This is a genomic window from Siphonobacter sp. SORGH_AS_0500 (assembly GCF_031453245.1).
In the GTDB taxonomy this organism is placed as follows: Bacteria; Bacteroidota; Bacteroidia; order Cytophagales; family Spirosomataceae; genus Siphonobacter.
In genome coordinates this window covers 1,109,949-1,125,591 of the sequence record NZ_JAVIYT010000001.1, presented here as the reverse complement: position 1 = coordinate 1,125,591, position 15,643 = coordinate 1,109,949, and the positions used below count along the sequence as shown (strand labels likewise).

Below are 15,643 nucleotides of genomic sequence, written 5' to 3'. Positions count from 1 at the left end.
TCGTCACAGGAAACTTACTCAGTTTTCTTCCCGCAAAACATAACCCATCCCAATCACGGTGTGAATGAGCTTTTTGGGGAAATCTTTATCTACTTTTTTACGGAGGAAGTTAATGTATACTTCAATCGTATTGGTTCCGGTGTCAAAATGTAAATCCCAAACTTTTTCGGCGATATCTACGCGAGAGACGACCCGTCCGCGATTTCTGAGAAGGTATTCAAGTAAGCTAAATTCTTTCGCAGTCAGGTCAATGCGACGGCCACCCCGGCGGGCTACTTTTTCTTCCAGGTCCAGCTCTAGATCGGCTACCTGTAAAATATGCTGACTCACCGGCCCCGACTGGCTTCGGCGGTATAAGGACCGTAGACGAGCCAGTAACTCCCGGAATTCAAAAGGCTTTACCAAGTAATCATCCGCTCCTGAATCCAGTCCGGTTACTTTATCCTCCAGCTCTCCTAAAGCCGTCAGCATCAATACGGGTGTATTAACTCCTTCAGCCCGAAGCTTTTTTACTAAATCAAAACCATTAATATGGGGAAGATTAACGTCCAGAATTATCACATCAAAAGACTCACTCAGAGCCATTTTCTGGCCAATCATTCCGTCATAGGCTACTTTTGCGTCAAATGCTTCCGCTTCCAGTCCACGCTTTACAAAGGCGGCTAGTTTAGGTTCATCCTCTACAATCAATACTTTCATAGGAGTTGTCGGTACATTTTCTTCCCGGAAAGTAGTAATATTTTGATAGAGCATCATCTCTTTCGACTTTAATATTGAAAATCGGTTGGTTTTCCTGCAGGAATCGGTGCCTGATGAGCAGAAGCAATCTGCATCAGGCACCGACCTAACATTTTTATTTTCAGATCCTAAGCCAATCCGGCAGGATAGTGTTTCATCATTTTATGAATACCTCTGGCAATTTCCCGTTCCAGTCCACGAGGGCCATTTAACGCTCCCTGAGCTACGCCTCTCCAGACCAGATGGTGCGTATGGGTATCCATCATATCTATTACCAGCGTTCCTTCGGTATAGTGATAGTTCTGGTAGCTGGGACCATAGCCATACATGAAAGGACTATACAAAAATCCACGACCCCAGCCATAACCGTAATAAGGGTAGCCATAACCGCCATTCATTACCCGTTGCGTTTTATTTTCGGTGTAGGTATGAACGGTGATTTGTAAATCGGGCTCATCACTTTGGGAAATGCCCCGAGCGTTTAATTCGTCGGCCAGATTATTCTGGATATTCTGAAGAATCAGATCGCTGTGGTAGACCGGATTTGCTCCCGTACGTACGTCAGCGGGAGCCCAATTAAAGGTGTGATACTGGCTAAAATTGGCCTGATTATCTTTATCAATAGTTACCTGAGCGGAGCTATGGAGCGTTACCAGACCCAGGAATAGCGTTGTCAGAAGCAGGATTTTTTTCATGGCAATCCGTCGTTTAAGTTAATCTCAAAACCCCTTTCGTTTCATCGGGTATCTTCCGATTCTTTACGCTTCGTTTGAGTATCATAAACGTAGAAACGCGACCTGAAATCCGTATAAAATCAAGATTATAGCGGGATTAAAAATCATTGCGACGACCGAGAATATACTTCTCTACTTTCTGTACGGCTAAGTGGTAATTAGCTTTAAGAGCTCCTACCGACGTTCCGGTTTGCGTAGCAATTTCTTCGTAGGGTAACTCCTTGAAATAGCGTAAGCGAAAGACCTGACGCTGTTTTTCGGGCAAATGCTCAATGGCCTGCGTAAGCCAGATGGTTACTTCTTCACCGTTCCAGGTCGTATCTACATCCGCGAAAACGGGACGATTTTCCAGAACTTCCGTATCCATCTGCGTACCTACGTGGTGCTTTTGTTTACGAAGAAAATTCAGGGCTTCGTGGGTCGCAATTCGATACATCCAGCTAAACAGTTGAGAGTCCCCTCTGAAATTAGGGAGCCCCTGCCAAATCTTTAACAAAGCATCCTGAGTCACATCCCGGGCATCTTCGGGATCGCGTACGTAGCGACGAATGTGATAGTTCAGTTTACGTTCGTATACTTTGACAATGGCATTAAAAGTGCCAAAGCGATTCTCAGGTTGGAAAGTGACCGTTTGCATGGCTTTACAGAGTTAAGACTGTGGCGATTTCTGACCCAAAAGTCCCGCAACTGAGTTAAGGTGAATTTAAAGCCACATTAAAACGCTATTAAAGTCCAGATGGAACAGCTTTAGTGTGAGGAGATAGGTGTAATAGAAGGGTTCCATGAGAGTCCTTTCTATTTTTTTTTTAGTAACCAATTAATATCCAACCTTATGAAAGCAGCTGTGTTAGAATCCTATGGCTCTGCGGAGCAGTTTATTATCAGAGAAGCATCCACCCCAGACATCAAAGAAGGGCAAATTCTAATTCGGAATGAGGCTTCTTCTGTTAATCCGGTTGATACCATTATTCGTTCAGGAGCAATGAAACTAGCCTCCGGGCTCTTCGGAGATCAAATCATTGGCAGTGATTTCAGCGGTACCGTTATCGCTACCAAGTCTGATAAGTTTAACATTGGTGATGAAGTTTTTGGACATGTTAGTCCGGTAAAAGGCGGAGCTTACGCCGAATATCTCGCTGTCGATGAAGACATCGCAGCGATCAAACCCAAGAACATTAGTTTCGAAGAAGCCGGAAGTCTTTCATTGGTAGCCACTACTGCCTGGCAGGGGCTGGTAGACCATGGCCAGATCGAAGCGGGGGACGAAGTGCTGATTAATGGCTGTACGGGCGGCGTAGGGAGCATTGCCGTTCAGGTCGCCAAAAGTTGGGGAGCCATTGTCACTGGTATGTGTAGCACTGAGCACGTGCAAACGGCCCGTGACCTGGGTTGCGACGAAGTCATTGACTACAAAACCCAGTCCATTCCCGCCACCAAACGCTATGATCTGATTTTTGATGCTTCGGGTAAGTTTTCTTTCGACGACATCAAGGATCATTTGACGGAAGAGGCATATTACGTGACTACTCGCCCGGAAATTAAGGACGTGAGTACGGCAATTGATGTCATCTTTCGTAAACAGGTAAGGCCTTTTATGGCGAAACCCAACGGCAACGATCTGGAAAAGATTAAAATGCTGGTGGAGGAAGGACACTTGAAGCCATACGTCGCCGAAGCTTTTCCGCTGGAAAATATTACGCAGGCTCACCAGAAACTGGAAGAAGGGCACTTTGTGGGAAAAGTAGCGGTGACTATTTAAAGGTGGATTTGACCGCTCAACTTCCACGATAGTTAAGCTGCTATCATACTCGAATGCTGTTTCGGATTTGCCATCCGAAACTTCCGTCTGTCACGGGTTTATAATCCGCCTTCTCAAAATGAAACGGCCCTGAGTCTTTCGATTCAGGGCCGTTTTTAGTAAAAAAGTCAGAAGTAACTACTTCGCGTATTTACTGGAAAACGTACGATAGAGTTTCTTCTGCTTGTCATCAAGGTTTAAGGATTTACCCTGAATATAAGCCTGTTCAACCTTAGCCGTCCGCATGTCCAGAATATCTCCGGCTGAAACGATTAACGTGGCGTGTTTCCCTTTTTCGAGTGAACCTACTACGTTATCGATCCCCAAAATCTTCGCATTATTCAGCGTAACCAGCTTCAAAGCCTCTTCCGCCGTCATGCCATGACCGCCCACGGTTCCAGCTAAAAAAGGCAGGTTTCGCGTCCGCCAGTTCAGACCCACATACCCCAAACCTACCGTTAGCCCTTTTTGGGAAAGCAGGTAAGGCAGTTTATAAGGCAAATCCGTATCATCGTCCGTACGGTTGGGTAAACGGTGCGTGGTATTCACGATAATCGGAACATTGTTTTCTTTCAGGAAATCAGCCGCCATTAATGATTCTTCTCCACCAATGATGACTACTTTTTTCACGCCTTTAGCCTTCGCAAAACGTACTGCTTCAATGATTTCCTTGCCATAATCAGCCGCTACGTACAGGTTTTTCGTTCCGTCAAACAGCCCTCGCATAGCTTCCAGCTTCATATTAACAGGCGAAGCCGCTGGCGTTTGAGCATAAGCAATAGCATCGCTAAACAACTTATCCAATTCGCGAAACTGCTCCTCACGACGATCATTTTTACCGACACTGAATGACCCCGTTTCGAAGTTATATCCCCGGCGGAAGTAACCCGGCCAGTTCACGTGAACGCCGTCGTCTTTCTTCAGAGCAGCATCTTCCCAGTTCCAGCCGTCCAGTTGCATAACGGATGACATGCCCGAGACTACTCCACCAACGGGCGTAGCCTGCGTTAATAAAATCCCATTACCCCGCACGGTTGGAATGACTTCTGAATCGGTATTATAAGCGATCAAAGCCCGCACGTTGGGGGTATAATCGCCTACTTCTTCCTGATCGTTCGTCGCCCGAACGGAGGCAATTTCTACGAGACCTAATTGATTGGAAGGAGAGATTAATCCCGGATACACGTGCTTTCCAGCGACCGAAATGCTTTGCGTTCCGGCGGGTAAGGTCGGCGTTCCGCTGCCTACGTAAGTAATTTTTCCTTTATCAAAAACGACAGTCCCGTTCTGAATGACCTCGCCCGTTCCTACGTGAATGGTGCCTCCCGTCAGGGCAATGGGAGCCGTTTGTGGCGAAGCAGCAGCCTCATTCTGAGCCTGAGCCGTCTTCAGCATCGTGCTGAGTGCCAGTAGGGTAAATACTATCTTTTTCATTAAAATATCTTTAGGATAGCGTTTGAAAAGGTTTGAGATATTGGGCTTGAAAAGTTTGAATAAGTTTAAGAAGTTTGATCAAACATTCTTTACTTATTCAATCTGTATCCTATCAAACCTTCAAACATCTCAAACTATATCTAACTCTGTCAAACTTCATCAAACCAATTAAAACCCGCAAGAACCGTCGCAGTTGAACTGACCGAAGAAACGCATGTGGCCTTCTTCTTCCGACAAACCACCCAGGGTATTGCAGTGGAAGTGACGGGGACGTTGCATGGCTGGACGTTGCGTTGCCGCACCGGAAGCTTTTGCCGTCAGTAACTTCTGGATTAAACGGTTCCGTTCGGTATCAATTTCCTTACGTAATACTTTGTCTTTTTCCAGATCGAAGTAAATCGCTCCTTCAATGATGGTTTTTTCGGGCTTGGCGTATACGGATAAAGGATTGTTATTCCAAATTACTACGTCGGCATCCTTACCTACTTTGATACTACCCAGACGGTTATCCAGGTGCATCATTTTCGCGGGATTCAGCGTTACCATTTTCCAGGCCTCTTCTTCCGAAACCCCACCATACAATACCGTCTTCGCCGCCTCCTGATTCAATCGACGAGCCATCTCTGCGTCATCGGAGTTAATAGCCGTATTTACCCCTACTTTCGATAACATAGCCGCGTTGTAAGGAATCGCGTCTTTTACTTCCATTTTATACGCCCACCAGTCAGAGAACGTCGAACCATTGGCTCCGTGTTTTTTCATTTTGTCGGCCACTTTGTAGCCCTCCAGAATGTGCGTGAAGGTGTTAATGGTAAAGCCCAGTGAATCGGCTACTTTCATTAACATGTTGATCTCCGACTGGACGTAAGAGTGACAGGTAATGAAGCGTTTTTTGTTGAGGATTTCCACCAGAGCATCTAACTCCAGATCACGGCGGGGAGCTACCATCGAAGCTTTCTTCGAAGAACCGTTATACTCTTTCCACTCTTTCTCGTAAGCTTTGGCACGAATGAAGGCATCCATCATCACCTGTTCCACACCCATCCGGGTTTGTGGGAAACGCACACGGGCCGCATCGCCCCAGTTCGCCTGCTTTACGTTTTCACCCAGGGCAAACTTGATAAACTGAGCTTCGGGAATGAGTAGATTGTCTGGCGTTTCGCCCCATTTGAGTTTAATAACCGCCGACTGACCACCGATACAGTTCGCGGAACCGTGTAATAACTGTGAGGAAGTAACCCCACCCGCCAACTGACGGTAAATGTTGACGTCTTCCGAATTCACTACGTCACCCATCCGAACCTCGGAAGTAACCGACTGCGTGCCTTCGTTTACGGAATACAGGCCAATATGCGAGTGCTCATCGAAGATTCCGGTAGTCAGGTGTTTACCCGTGCCATCAATCACTTTTGCCCCTGAAGGTGTGGAAAGGCTTTTTCCTACTTTCGCGATCTTACCGTTTTGCAGGAGCACGTCCGTGTTGGGAACGATACCGTCTTTTTCGTTCGTCCAAACCGTTGCGTTTTTAATGAGAATCGTCTCAGCTTTGGCTTTTTCTTCGGTTCCGTACCCGGCGAATGGGAAAATCAATTTACCCATTTCATAAGGAGCCGCTTTTCTACTAGAATCCGAACGAGCACGATCCGCCTGGGGAGCTGATTTGTAAGTAGCCAGGAAGGTCAACGGAGCTCCCGTCGCATCGAACCCATCCCCTTTGATGTTCTTACCATCGTAATAAGCAGAAATCCGGTTCTCTCCTTTTTCGGCTTTATTGAGTTTAAACGAAAGGGTTAATAAATCGCCCTGACGAGTTACTTTCGGGGTAATTTTGGTGGTATCTACCTGAATTTGATACGTAGGTTTATCCGCCTTCCCGGTAATGTTCAGTTTCAGATTAGAGCGAGAACCTAAGGCCAGATCGTAGGAGCCACGGAAATCGCTTGCATTCATATCGGTCACGATGTAGCGTGTCCCTTTCACCCAGTTTTCGTACAGGGTGTTTGATTCACTGAATACACTTTCAGAAGAAATCAGGAAGTTGGCCAGCATTCCGGGTTTCAGACTTCCTACCATATCTTCAATTTTCATCAACTGAGCCGGAACTGTCGTCAGAGCTGCCAAAGCCGCTTTTTCATCCAGACCCGCCGCAATTGCTTTCCGAACGTTAGCCATAAAATCCGCTTTACTGCGAAGACCACTAGTGGTAAAGCTAAAGGGGATGGATTGCTTCGCCAGTAACCCAGCATTGGCCGGAGCCATTTCCCAATGCTTCATGTCTGAAAGCGAAACTACGCTTGCATCGAAAGGATCTTCCACATCCAGAGCCGTAGGGTAAGTCACGGGCAGGATGAAGGACAAACCCGTAGCTTTAATTTCGGGTAAACGCTGGTATTCATCGCCGCTGCCTTTGATGATATAAGTTACGCCGAATTCCTTGCCAATTTTAGCCGTGCGTAAGACCCCGAGTTTATCCGTTACTTCAAAAACCTGGGGTAAAGATTGATTCTGATTGAAGGCTTCCAGCGAAAGGTTTGTTTCCGTGCGACCCTTCAAGCCTTTATACCACTGAGCATCGTAATACGTCTGACGAACCAGAGCTACTGAGCCCATAAGTGAGTTGGGATAATCCTGCGTAGAACTGCCTTTGGAATACGAGTAATGAGCAGAAACATTCGATTTTAAAAGGGCTTCCTGATCTTTAGCATCCAAAAGAGCAACCAGAGCCGATGTTCCACGAACGATACCATCCTGCGAGTGGGTTACTGCCGAGCCAAAGCCGATGTTCCGTAACTCTGCTGCTTCTTTAGCGTTCCCACTGAACATTTCAGCGGCTTTCACTTCGGGTAACACGGCCTGATTCCAGCCGTAAGCCCCTTTTTTCTTGGATTCCATCTGCGGCCGTTCCGCGACCCATGCGAGCCTCCCGCTTTACTTCGGGCATACCATAAGCCGCATACACTTCGACGAACGAAGGATAAATTCGCTTGCCCTTCAGGTCAATTACCTGCGTACCCGTGGGAATTTTTACGTTTTTGCCAACCGCTTCAATCAAGCCGCCCTGAATCAACAGCGTAGCTCCTTCAAGTGTGGTTTGGGCATCGGTAACAATGGTGGCATTGGTGAACGCTACCCGACCGGGCCGCTCATCCTGAACACCGTTCGTGGGGAACGTCGGCGTTTGGGCCATGGCCTGCATTCCTGCCAGAATGAGGCATAGCCAGAAGAGTAATCGTTTCTTCATAAACAGATGAAGTATCAATGTGGAAATTAGAGAAGTAAAAACCAAAGATAACCTTCATAAGATAATTCAGAAGAAACCTCATCCATCCCAACGACGAGTAAAAGAAAAGTTGCGACGATGTGTAATAGTCATTCCTTTTGTACTGTTTTCTCTGCGAAAAACAAAATTATTCTGTGTTCAGGATAACAGAATCAGGATATTGAATAAATGTAGAGACGTCCATTGATAGCGTCTCAGTCGGAAGATAGAAATAATTGAAAGGTAATAAAAACCGTCTCTACCCAGACGCCATCAATGGACGTCTCTACCTTGAAGAAATTTATCGAGGAGTAACTTTTACGCCGTGGTTGGTGTCTCACCAACCGCTGTTTGCGGCATAAGGGCCTATTTTCTACCTCCAGCTGTCATTCAGAGCAAAGCGAAGAACCTTACCTGAAGCTGGATTTCACTCGTTGGCAGTCAGGTTAAGGACATTCGAAAACGTAGAGACGTCCATTTATGGCGTCTCCGCCGGGTAATGGAAATGATAGCAAGGTACCTGAAAACCGCCTCTACCCAGACGCGATAAATCGACGTTTCTACGAAAGAAGAAACCTATTGACCCGTAGGCATTTCCCGGATGTATTCCTGGCAGGTCAGGAACGTTGCCTTCTGTTTTTGAAGCGATACAATCAATTTTTCAAGTCTTTGCAGTAACCTTTCCCCATCCACTTTTTTGACGTAAGAAGGCACGTTATACGACTGAATATCAGCAAATTCCCAGGGATGAAAATACAGCATTAAAATCTGCCGTTTGTTCAGCGTTTGAGCCGCCCAATAGCGAAATAAAGCCGCAGGCAGATTCTTGAACGATAACCAGAATAAGGGTAAACGAAGCAAAGGCGTTGTTGAACTGGGTAACTCCATCAGACCGTTGCGAAGATGAGGCTGTGGATTTTCGTGCAACAAGTTATAACGTCCGGGCAGGTAAGCCGGATTAATGGAGGCATCATAGGTAATGCCATAATCCAGTAACTTTTCCATGGCAAAAGGCTTCAATCGGGGCATTCGAAACCCCTTTACCTCCTGCCCGGTTAAGGCTTCCAGTATTTGCTTGGACTCCCGTACATCTTCAATCTGGAATTCATGCCTGGGCGAGTGATACAGTGCGTGCGAAGCAATTTCATGCCGTTCGGCTACGGCCCTGATTAAATCAGGATTCATACGGGCGTAATGGCCCGTCGTGAAAAAGGTAGCCCGAACCTTATATTGATCCAGCAGGGTTAATAAAGACTCCGTGCCCCGCCGCGTGACCTCCATTTGCTCACGCTCGGGTACGAGCTGCCCGTACTCTTCGGGAATATCGAATTCTTCCAGATCAAAAGTCAGCGTAACCGCCTGCATACGTCTCGGGTTGGATTTCTATCATGGGTATTTCCACTGCCGTCGCAATGGGAGCTTTCCGGGTAAAGATACGAACCAGATTAATGAGTTCCCGCCAAAGCGTCTGCGAGCCAAAGTCACTAAATACCAAACCGGGTTCAGGACTTACCGCCACCGAACGAATCTCTACTTTTCTCTGCATGAGTTTTCGAATAAACTCAATTTCAAACACAAATGAATTGGTTTGCGTAGCCAGCATTTCATTCAATACCTCCCGACGCAGAGCCTTGATACCCGCCTGCGTATCTTTGATTCGGGGGGAAAGCAGAAATACATTCAGCATTTTCAGACACTGGGATATTACCTTCCGCTTGAAAGGTAACTGCCGGAAATACTGTTTACTGCGAGCCCCATACACAAACTGACATCTGGGGTTGACTTGCAGTAACTCCACCATCTCTACCACCGGTTCGATGCCGAAGGGAAAATCAATGTCGGTATAAATAATAATTTCACCGTGCGAAGAAGCCGCCCCTTTACGAATGGACGCTCCTTTGCCCTGGTTTTCCTGATTGTTTAAGAAAAGGATACCCGTCTCCCGGCTCAAGCGTTCGACTTCTTCCATTTGCAAACAGGTAGAACCGTCGTTTGAAATGATGCATTCAAGTTCGTATGCGGGCCAAATGGCCTTGAGTTCCTGCATACGTTTCAGAATCAAATTACTCCAGCCTTCCGAGGGGTTATAGCAGGGAATAACTAGGCTGATTCTCAGGGGTTCGGTACTTACGTTGTTGAAGCCCACGACTAATCAATTCAAATTGTAAAACAAACCAAATCAGCGTACAGGGAATGACTTTCATGAGGTAGGGATAGAAAAACTCCCTACGCCAGAGGGGGGGACAAAGGTCCGTGGCAGGAAAAATGGCCAGCAAAACGACCAGCACCGCACAGGTATACGCCCAGCGGGGCCGCTTTTCTTTTTCGAGTAAAATATAGAGAGCCGCTCCTTGAATAGCGATGATGTACGTTTGAGCTTCAGCGGCATGATTAAAGAGGATGACCCATAAGCATAAGTAAGCCAGTAAACTCAAACGGGTAGCCAGATCCAAGGGCCGGTAAAGCGATTTCAGGAAGTAGAGGCCCCAGGTTAAGGCCAGTAGTAACAAACCTACCACCTGCACCTTTCCCACGGCTTCAAAAGTCGGCTGTACCAGTTTAATGAGGCCCATGATGGAAAAGCCGTAATTGACTTTGTAGTCGGCCTGTAAGCAGGCCATCCATTGCTGATATACTTCTACAAAACGACTCCAGCCCAGCAGAGGTAAGGGCAGAAAAGTCAGGATCAGTAACCAGCCCAGCGAACTGAAGATATACCGCCAGGGACGCGGATAAAACAAGAACATTCCGGCGAAAATCAGCCCGTACCCCTTGATGCAGAAGGCCAACAGTGGAAATAAAGCAGCCCAGCCCATTTTCCCCTTTTCAAGAAAAGCGAAGGTTAACAAACCCAGAGCTATAATAAGTGGATTGGTTTGCTGATAATGCAACGCAAATACTACTTCCAGGAAAACAAACCACCAGCAAAATAGCTTTTGCGAGTACGTCACTGGCAACTGCCGGATGGCGTAGAAGAGTACCAGAGCACTCCCAGCCGTCCAGAGTGGCATGCCTAACCAAATGGGGAGGTAGGAAAAAGGACTGAAGAAAAGGCAAAAGCTGGGATGATAGAGGAAAATATCAAAGTACTCAGCCGGGTACTCTACGTACGGATTAGTACCCGCCAGCAGGTGTACAAACGACTGCCGGAAGATGAGGTAATTGTTGTAATATTTGGGGCCCATGAAATAATGCTGGATGCCCACGATCAGACCCATTAGCAGAAAACTAACGAGCACTGTCCCTTCTTTCGAAAAGAAGGCCTTACTTTTTTTCATGCAATGGGGTGAGTAACTATGAAAGCAAAAGTATAGACTTTTTAAGTGAAGTATTACATACTTAATAATTAATAAGAATTAAATTATTTTAATATTCAATCCAACTTATCTGGTTTTTCAGGTTTTCTTTCTTTTATAGCAGTGGTCGCTTAGAATGTTGCTTTGGTAGAAGTAATGAATAGGTTCATCTTACTAATAAGCATATCTCAGTATCTGTTAATCAATGAATTGAATGTATCTAAAGTCATCTTCTCTTGTACTATTTATAGGTTTAGGTCTGGTAATTTCAGGCTGTAGCCGAATTCACTCATCAGTCAGAACTAGTTATTGTCAACCTGCTTTTCATGTCGAAGATCCCTATATTCCTTTAACTAATACGGACTCGCTACTCAAGCATACGACGGGTTTAAGTCCTTACTTCTCCAGTCATGATCTTCTGATGGCAAACGCCACCGGAACCTTGACTTTTCTGGAAAAGCTGATTCAGAATCAGGCAGATTCTTCGCTGGCAGGCAAAGTGAATCGGCTTCACCTGAAGAATGAACTACAGAACCGACTCCTGTTAGTAAGTACGGAACTTAATTCCTTTTCAGCCGAGCTGGACTGCGAGGGCGAACGAGCCGATCAACTGGCCTCGTATCTGGACGAACGGGCGGATCACCGAAACGATTTACTCACGGTAGCCTCCATCACCGTGGGTGCTTTAACCACCATTTTAACCGTAGCTATTCCCTCCGACGCAACCCAGAAAACGGTAGGTCTGGTGGGTGGTCTGATGAGCGGGGGCTTAGGGGGAAGTAGTTTGATTAAAGGTCGGAAAGTACAGTTCGATCATCCCAGAAATGTACTGAGGGACATTTGGTTAATGCCTGAGAAATCTGAAATCTACACGCCTTTCATCTGGTACATGCTCAATGAAAAAAGCTTCAGCAATGAGCATAAACAGGGAATTATCCGCTCCATCCACGACCGCTGGTTAACCCTGGCATTTGATGGTGACAAGGGAGGGAAAAAACAGCAATTATTGTTTGGTAAAGGCGGCACATACAAAGCCGAAGATTTGCACACCCGGGCCGATTTGCTGAATCAGTTACAATCCAGCATTCGTTCGCTTAATCAGGATTTGCAGAGTTTTGTAATGGCGGTAAACCGTTTGCCCTAAGGAGTGATGCCTTACATTTCGACGTCGCAAATAGTAGAAAAATGCATGGATAATGCTTCAGTGTCGCATACGCGGACTAACAGTGCGTTCATGCACCGCTACTAGCAAAAAAGTGGGCCGGCCACACTGCCAGCGAATGCCTGGGAATTAGTATTTTCTCAATCCAACCTTCTCCCTTGTTCAAGGGTTTTACTAGTAAAAACCCACTTTATTATGCGTTATCTTTTACTTATTCTTTTACTCGGCCTAGGTCTGGGCTGTAACAAAAAAGACGTAATACCCAACACCTGTGGCGTTAAACGTCCGCTCAAAGATTTGTCCTGGTTAAAGGCTAAGACGCAGGCAGTTGAGTCGATTTCTCAGGCCCGTTATCAGGATCAGACGGTTTATGTAACCGCAACTTCCAGCCGTGGTATTGCTGGTGCACTTGTAACAATCTATAGCTGCGATGGTACCAAGCTGTGTGATTTCATGTTAGTACGCATTTATAATCAGCCTGGTCTATGCGAAATATATTCGCAATTAACAGATGAGAAAGTAATTTTTGAACAAAATCTTTACAACTGGTAGCTGAGGATACTGAGGCTGGTACAGTGTTTGTTACAGGTTTCCTGAACCAACTCTACCAAGCCATGAGTACAAAAATTGATCGTCGGGACGACGTCAATCCCGAAGAAGGGGAACGGAAATACGGAGATGTTTCCTTCGCCGATACTACCAATAACAAATATCCCATCGATACGCCAGAACACATCCGGGCGGCCTGGAGCTATATCCATCACAAAGACAATGCCTCTACATATGACTCAGATGAATTGGAATTAATTAAAAGTCGGATTCGGCGAGCTGCCGACCAACACCATATTGAAATAAAAAATGAGTAATAATGCGTCGCATTGTTACTCATTTTTTATGTTTGAGTAAGTATTTTCAACCTTAAATTATTTCATCGATGAATTTAATTCTGCATTTGCTACTTGACGCAGCTGTCATTTTTGGTCTGGCTTATGTGATGCCCCAAGTTGACGTGAAGAGTTTTGGAAAAGCTTTTCTGGTCGCTATTATCCTGGCTTTTCTAAACGTTACGATTGGCTGGCTTTTACGCGGAGTCGGTAATCTGGTTACCTTCTTCGCTTTGTCATTTGTCATTCGGCTGGTCGTTACGGCTCTTTTACTAAAGCTGGTCGACTCGTTTATGAGCAGTCTCACCATTCAGGGTTTCTGGCCCGCGTTGGTCATCGCCCTGGCAGTTGCCGTGGCTGGAGCTGTTCTGGATCAGGTGCTTGCTCCTACTCCTGCCGCTACTTATGACTCGGTTACGCAACTCATGCCGGTGTCATCAATACAAACTTTTTAAGCTACTGGCCCAGCCAGCTTTGTAAAATTTCTTTTTGTAACGGTGAAGCTTGTGGCAGGTAAGAAAGGGTAAAATCTTTCGTTCCTTTTTGTCCAAGCGTCACCGTTATTTCTTTGATCTTTCCATTCTGCCATACCTTCATTTTCACCATTTCTCCTACTTTGCGGTCCTTCCAAATAGCGTCTAACGCTGTTGGCCGCTGATCGTCTATTTCAAGTATAGCGACCTTACTCCGCAAGCCCGCTTTCCAGGCAGGAGATTCGTACTCTACGTTTGTAATGAGTAATGAATCACCTTTGGTTGCCGCATTAATGCCCAACCACCCACCGGCTAGGGCTTTTGTGGTGGTATCTATCGCCAGCCCAGCGTAACCGAAATATTTTGGGTAATTGATTTCCTGCGTAGTAGAAGCATAATCGAAGATTTCTTGCAGCGAAGTTCCAGCGATTCTCTCGCAGCCTTTTCTAAATTCATCTTCTGTAAAACCTCTTTGCTTTTTCTGGTAATATTGCTGATAGAGCAATCGCATGACATCATCAAGCGACTTCTTATTGTGAGTTTCATGTCGAATAGCGAAATCGAGCATGGCTCCGAGCACAGGGCCTTTGTTGTAATATGAAATCGTTTTATTAACCTCATCTCCTGTTCGTCCAAACGGTCCATCTTCCCAGGTTTCGTAACTCGACTGTGTAGCCGATTGAAACAAATGGCCGGGCTTATTTTCATAACTCTGAATTTCCTTCTGGAAAGCTTTGATTAACTCTTCGTCTGTCATCAGGCCAGCCCGCTTTACCGCCAGGTATTCGTAATAAACCGTAAATCCCTCTGATACCCAGAGCATTTTGGTTTTATTTTTCTGATCATAATCAAAAGGTCCCAGTTCGATGGGACGAATACGTTTAACATTGTAATGATGAAAATATTCGTGAGCCAGAAAGTTATACATCTTCAATTTTCCGGATCGTGTATTCATCTGCTTGCCACTGAAACTCACGGCAGTGGAATTCAAATGTTCAATCCCACCTCCACCGGGACCAATCGCAATAAAGGTGTAGTGTTTGTAGGGAATATCACCAATAACCTGAGAAGCCTGCTCTACAATTTTTTTAAGATCCGTCATGAACGTTACCCGATCAAATTCGCCCATGTTATATCCTACGAAATAATGCGGAATGCCCTTCACTTCAAACGGTACTAATTCCTCCGTCTTTCCAATCAGAATGGGGCTGTCGTATAAAATATCAAAATTCGGAGCAATGTAGGTTTTTGGCGAACCTGCCAGGGAATCCAGTCCCGTCGCAATACGAGGATTCCAGGAAGAATCAGGTACAAAAGTGACCGTCACCTTTTGATTCAACTGGCCCCTCGGGTATAGGAATAAACCCGCTGGAGAGATATAAGCCCGGTTTTCATCCAGATAGTTGCTAGCTACGAAAGACATACCTGTCCGAACCTGATACTTTACTTTTAAGGTTTTACTACCACCCGTCCGAACCTGCCAGGTACTAGGTGTGGACTTCTCGAACAGCAGAATTTTACCTGCTTCATCACTGGCCTCGAAACCTTCTACCGATTTGGCATAATTCATCAGTTGGTAATATCCCGGCGTCCAGACTGGCATTTTCAGCTCAAGCACGGAGGAGGTAAGCCCGGTATACGTAAGACTTACCTGATAAGTATGGTTTTGAGGGTTTTCCATCCGAACTGTATAGGCGATCGACTGAGCCCAGATCGTATTAGAAAAGAAGAGAAGCAGAAGGCTTATCATATCTTTGTAAAAACGCAGCATATCAATGGAAGAAAGAATATCATATTCCATAATCACCATCAATAATACCGCATATTGATCCTTTTACAAAATAATATTCCAAAAGGTCCTTTAA

The 15,643-nt window shown here is 45.8% G+C and carries 15 protein-coding genes; 5 read left to right on the top strand and 10 right to left on the bottom strand.

Annotation, left to right across the window (positions count from 1 at the left end; translation table 11 throughout):
* Positions 1–18: 18 nt before the first annotated feature.
* The 3 genes from QE357_RS04755 to QE357_RS04745 form a co-directional block, all read right to left on the bottom strand.
* Positions 19–699 carry a response regulator transcription factor gene (locus tag QE357_RS04755; protein WP_106638018.1) on the bottom strand — a complete coding sequence of 227 codons (681 nt, stop codon included), beginning with the start codon at positions 697–699 and terminating at the stop codon, positions 19–21.
* Positions 700–866: 167 nt separating this feature from the next.
* On the bottom strand, positions 867–1,433 hold the full coding sequence (locus QE357_RS04750) for a DUF4136 domain-containing protein (RefSeq protein WP_309706247.1): 567 nt from the start codon (positions 1,431–1,433) through the stop codon (positions 867–869).
* Between the two features lie 136 nt (positions 1,434–1,569).
* Positions 1,570–2,109 carry an RNA polymerase sigma factor gene (locus tag QE357_RS04745; protein ID WP_106637972.1) on the bottom strand — a complete coding sequence of 180 codons (540 nt, stop codon included), beginning with the start codon at positions 2,107–2,109 and terminating at the stop codon, positions 1,570–1,572.
* A gap of 195 nt (positions 2,110–2,304) precedes the next feature.
* On the opposite strand from QE357_RS04745, the gene QE357_RS04740 reads away from it, so the two are divergent.
* Positions 2,305–3,231, top strand: coding sequence for an NAD(P)-dependent alcohol dehydrogenase (locus QE357_RS04740; RefSeq protein WP_309706244.1), 927 nt, complete (start codon positions 2,305–2,307; stop codon positions 3,229–3,231).
* 177 nt (positions 3,232–3,408) lie between these two features.
* Here the strand turns inward: QE357_RS04740 and QE357_RS04735 are convergent, their stop codons facing one another.
* The 6 genes from QE357_RS04735 to QE357_RS04710 form a co-directional block, all read right to left on the bottom strand.
* Positions 3,409–4,704, bottom strand: coding sequence for an amidohydrolase family protein (locus tag QE357_RS04735; protein ID WP_307142204.1), 1,296 nt, complete (start codon positions 4,702–4,704; stop codon positions 3,409–3,411).
* Between the two features lie 168 nt (positions 4,705–4,872).
* Positions 4,873–7,596, bottom strand: coding sequence for an amidohydrolase family protein (locus QE357_RS04730; protein WP_309706240.1), 2,724 nt, complete (start codon positions 7,594–7,596; stop codon positions 4,873–4,875).
* Positions 7,529–7,945, bottom strand: coding sequence for a hypothetical protein (locus QE357_RS04725; protein WP_309706238.1), 417 nt, complete (start codon positions 7,943–7,945; stop codon positions 7,529–7,531). Before QE357_RS04725 ends, QE357_RS04730 begins: the two co-directional genes overlap by 68 nt.
* 594 nt (positions 7,946–8,539) lie before the next feature.
* Positions 8,540–9,328: a polysaccharide deacetylase family protein gene (locus QE357_RS04720; RefSeq protein WP_309706236.1), complete on the bottom strand. Its 789-nt coding sequence runs from the start codon at positions 9,326–9,328 to the stop codon at positions 8,540–8,542.
* Complete coding sequence (locus QE357_RS04715) at positions 9,303–10,010, bottom strand: glycosyltransferase (RefSeq protein ID WP_309706234.1); 708 nt, start codon at positions 10,008–10,010, stop codon at positions 9,303–9,305. The genes QE357_RS04720 and QE357_RS04715 overlap by 26 nt, the downstream gene beginning before the upstream one ends.
* A 37-nt stretch (positions 10,011–10,047) precedes the next feature.
* Positions 10,048–11,241 carry a glycosyltransferase family 87 protein gene (locus QE357_RS04710; RefSeq protein ID WP_309706232.1) on the bottom strand — a complete coding sequence of 398 codons (1,194 nt, stop codon included), beginning with the start codon at positions 11,239–11,241 and terminating at the stop codon, positions 10,048–10,050.
* A 439-nt stretch (positions 11,242–11,680) separates the two neighbouring features.
* Between QE357_RS04710 and QE357_RS04705 the strand changes: the two genes are divergently transcribed.
* The 4 genes from QE357_RS04705 (at position 11,681) to QE357_RS04690 (ending at position 13,760) form a co-directional block, all read left to right on the top strand.
* Positions 11,681–12,403: a hypothetical protein gene (locus tag QE357_RS04705; protein ID WP_309706230.1), complete on the top strand. Its 723-nt coding sequence runs from the start codon at positions 11,681–11,683 to the stop codon at positions 12,401–12,403.
* 213 nt (positions 12,404–12,616) lie between these two features.
* On the top strand, positions 12,617–12,973 hold the full coding sequence (locus QE357_RS04700; RefSeq protein WP_309706226.1) for a hypothetical protein: 357 nt from the start codon (positions 12,617–12,619) through the stop codon (positions 12,971–12,973).
* Between the two features lie 62 nt (positions 12,974–13,035).
* Positions 13,036–13,287 carry a DUF6582 domain-containing protein gene (locus tag QE357_RS04695; RefSeq protein ID WP_106637963.1) on the top strand — a complete coding sequence of 84 codons (252 nt, stop codon included), beginning with the start codon at positions 13,036–13,038 and terminating at the stop codon, positions 13,285–13,287.
* 68 nt (positions 13,288–13,355) lie between these two features.
* Entirely contained in the window at positions 13,356–13,760 is a 405-nt protein-coding gene (locus tag QE357_RS04690; protein WP_309706222.1) for a phage holin family protein, read from the top strand.
* A gap of 1 nt (position 13,761) precedes the next feature.
* Here the strand turns inward: QE357_RS04690 and QE357_RS04685 are convergent, their stop codons facing one another.
* On the bottom strand, positions 13,762–15,579 hold the full coding sequence (locus QE357_RS04685; RefSeq protein ID WP_309706220.1) for a M61 family peptidase: 1,818 nt from the start codon (positions 15,577–15,579) through the stop codon (positions 13,762–13,764).
* Positions 15,580–15,643: the final 64 nt, after the last annotated feature.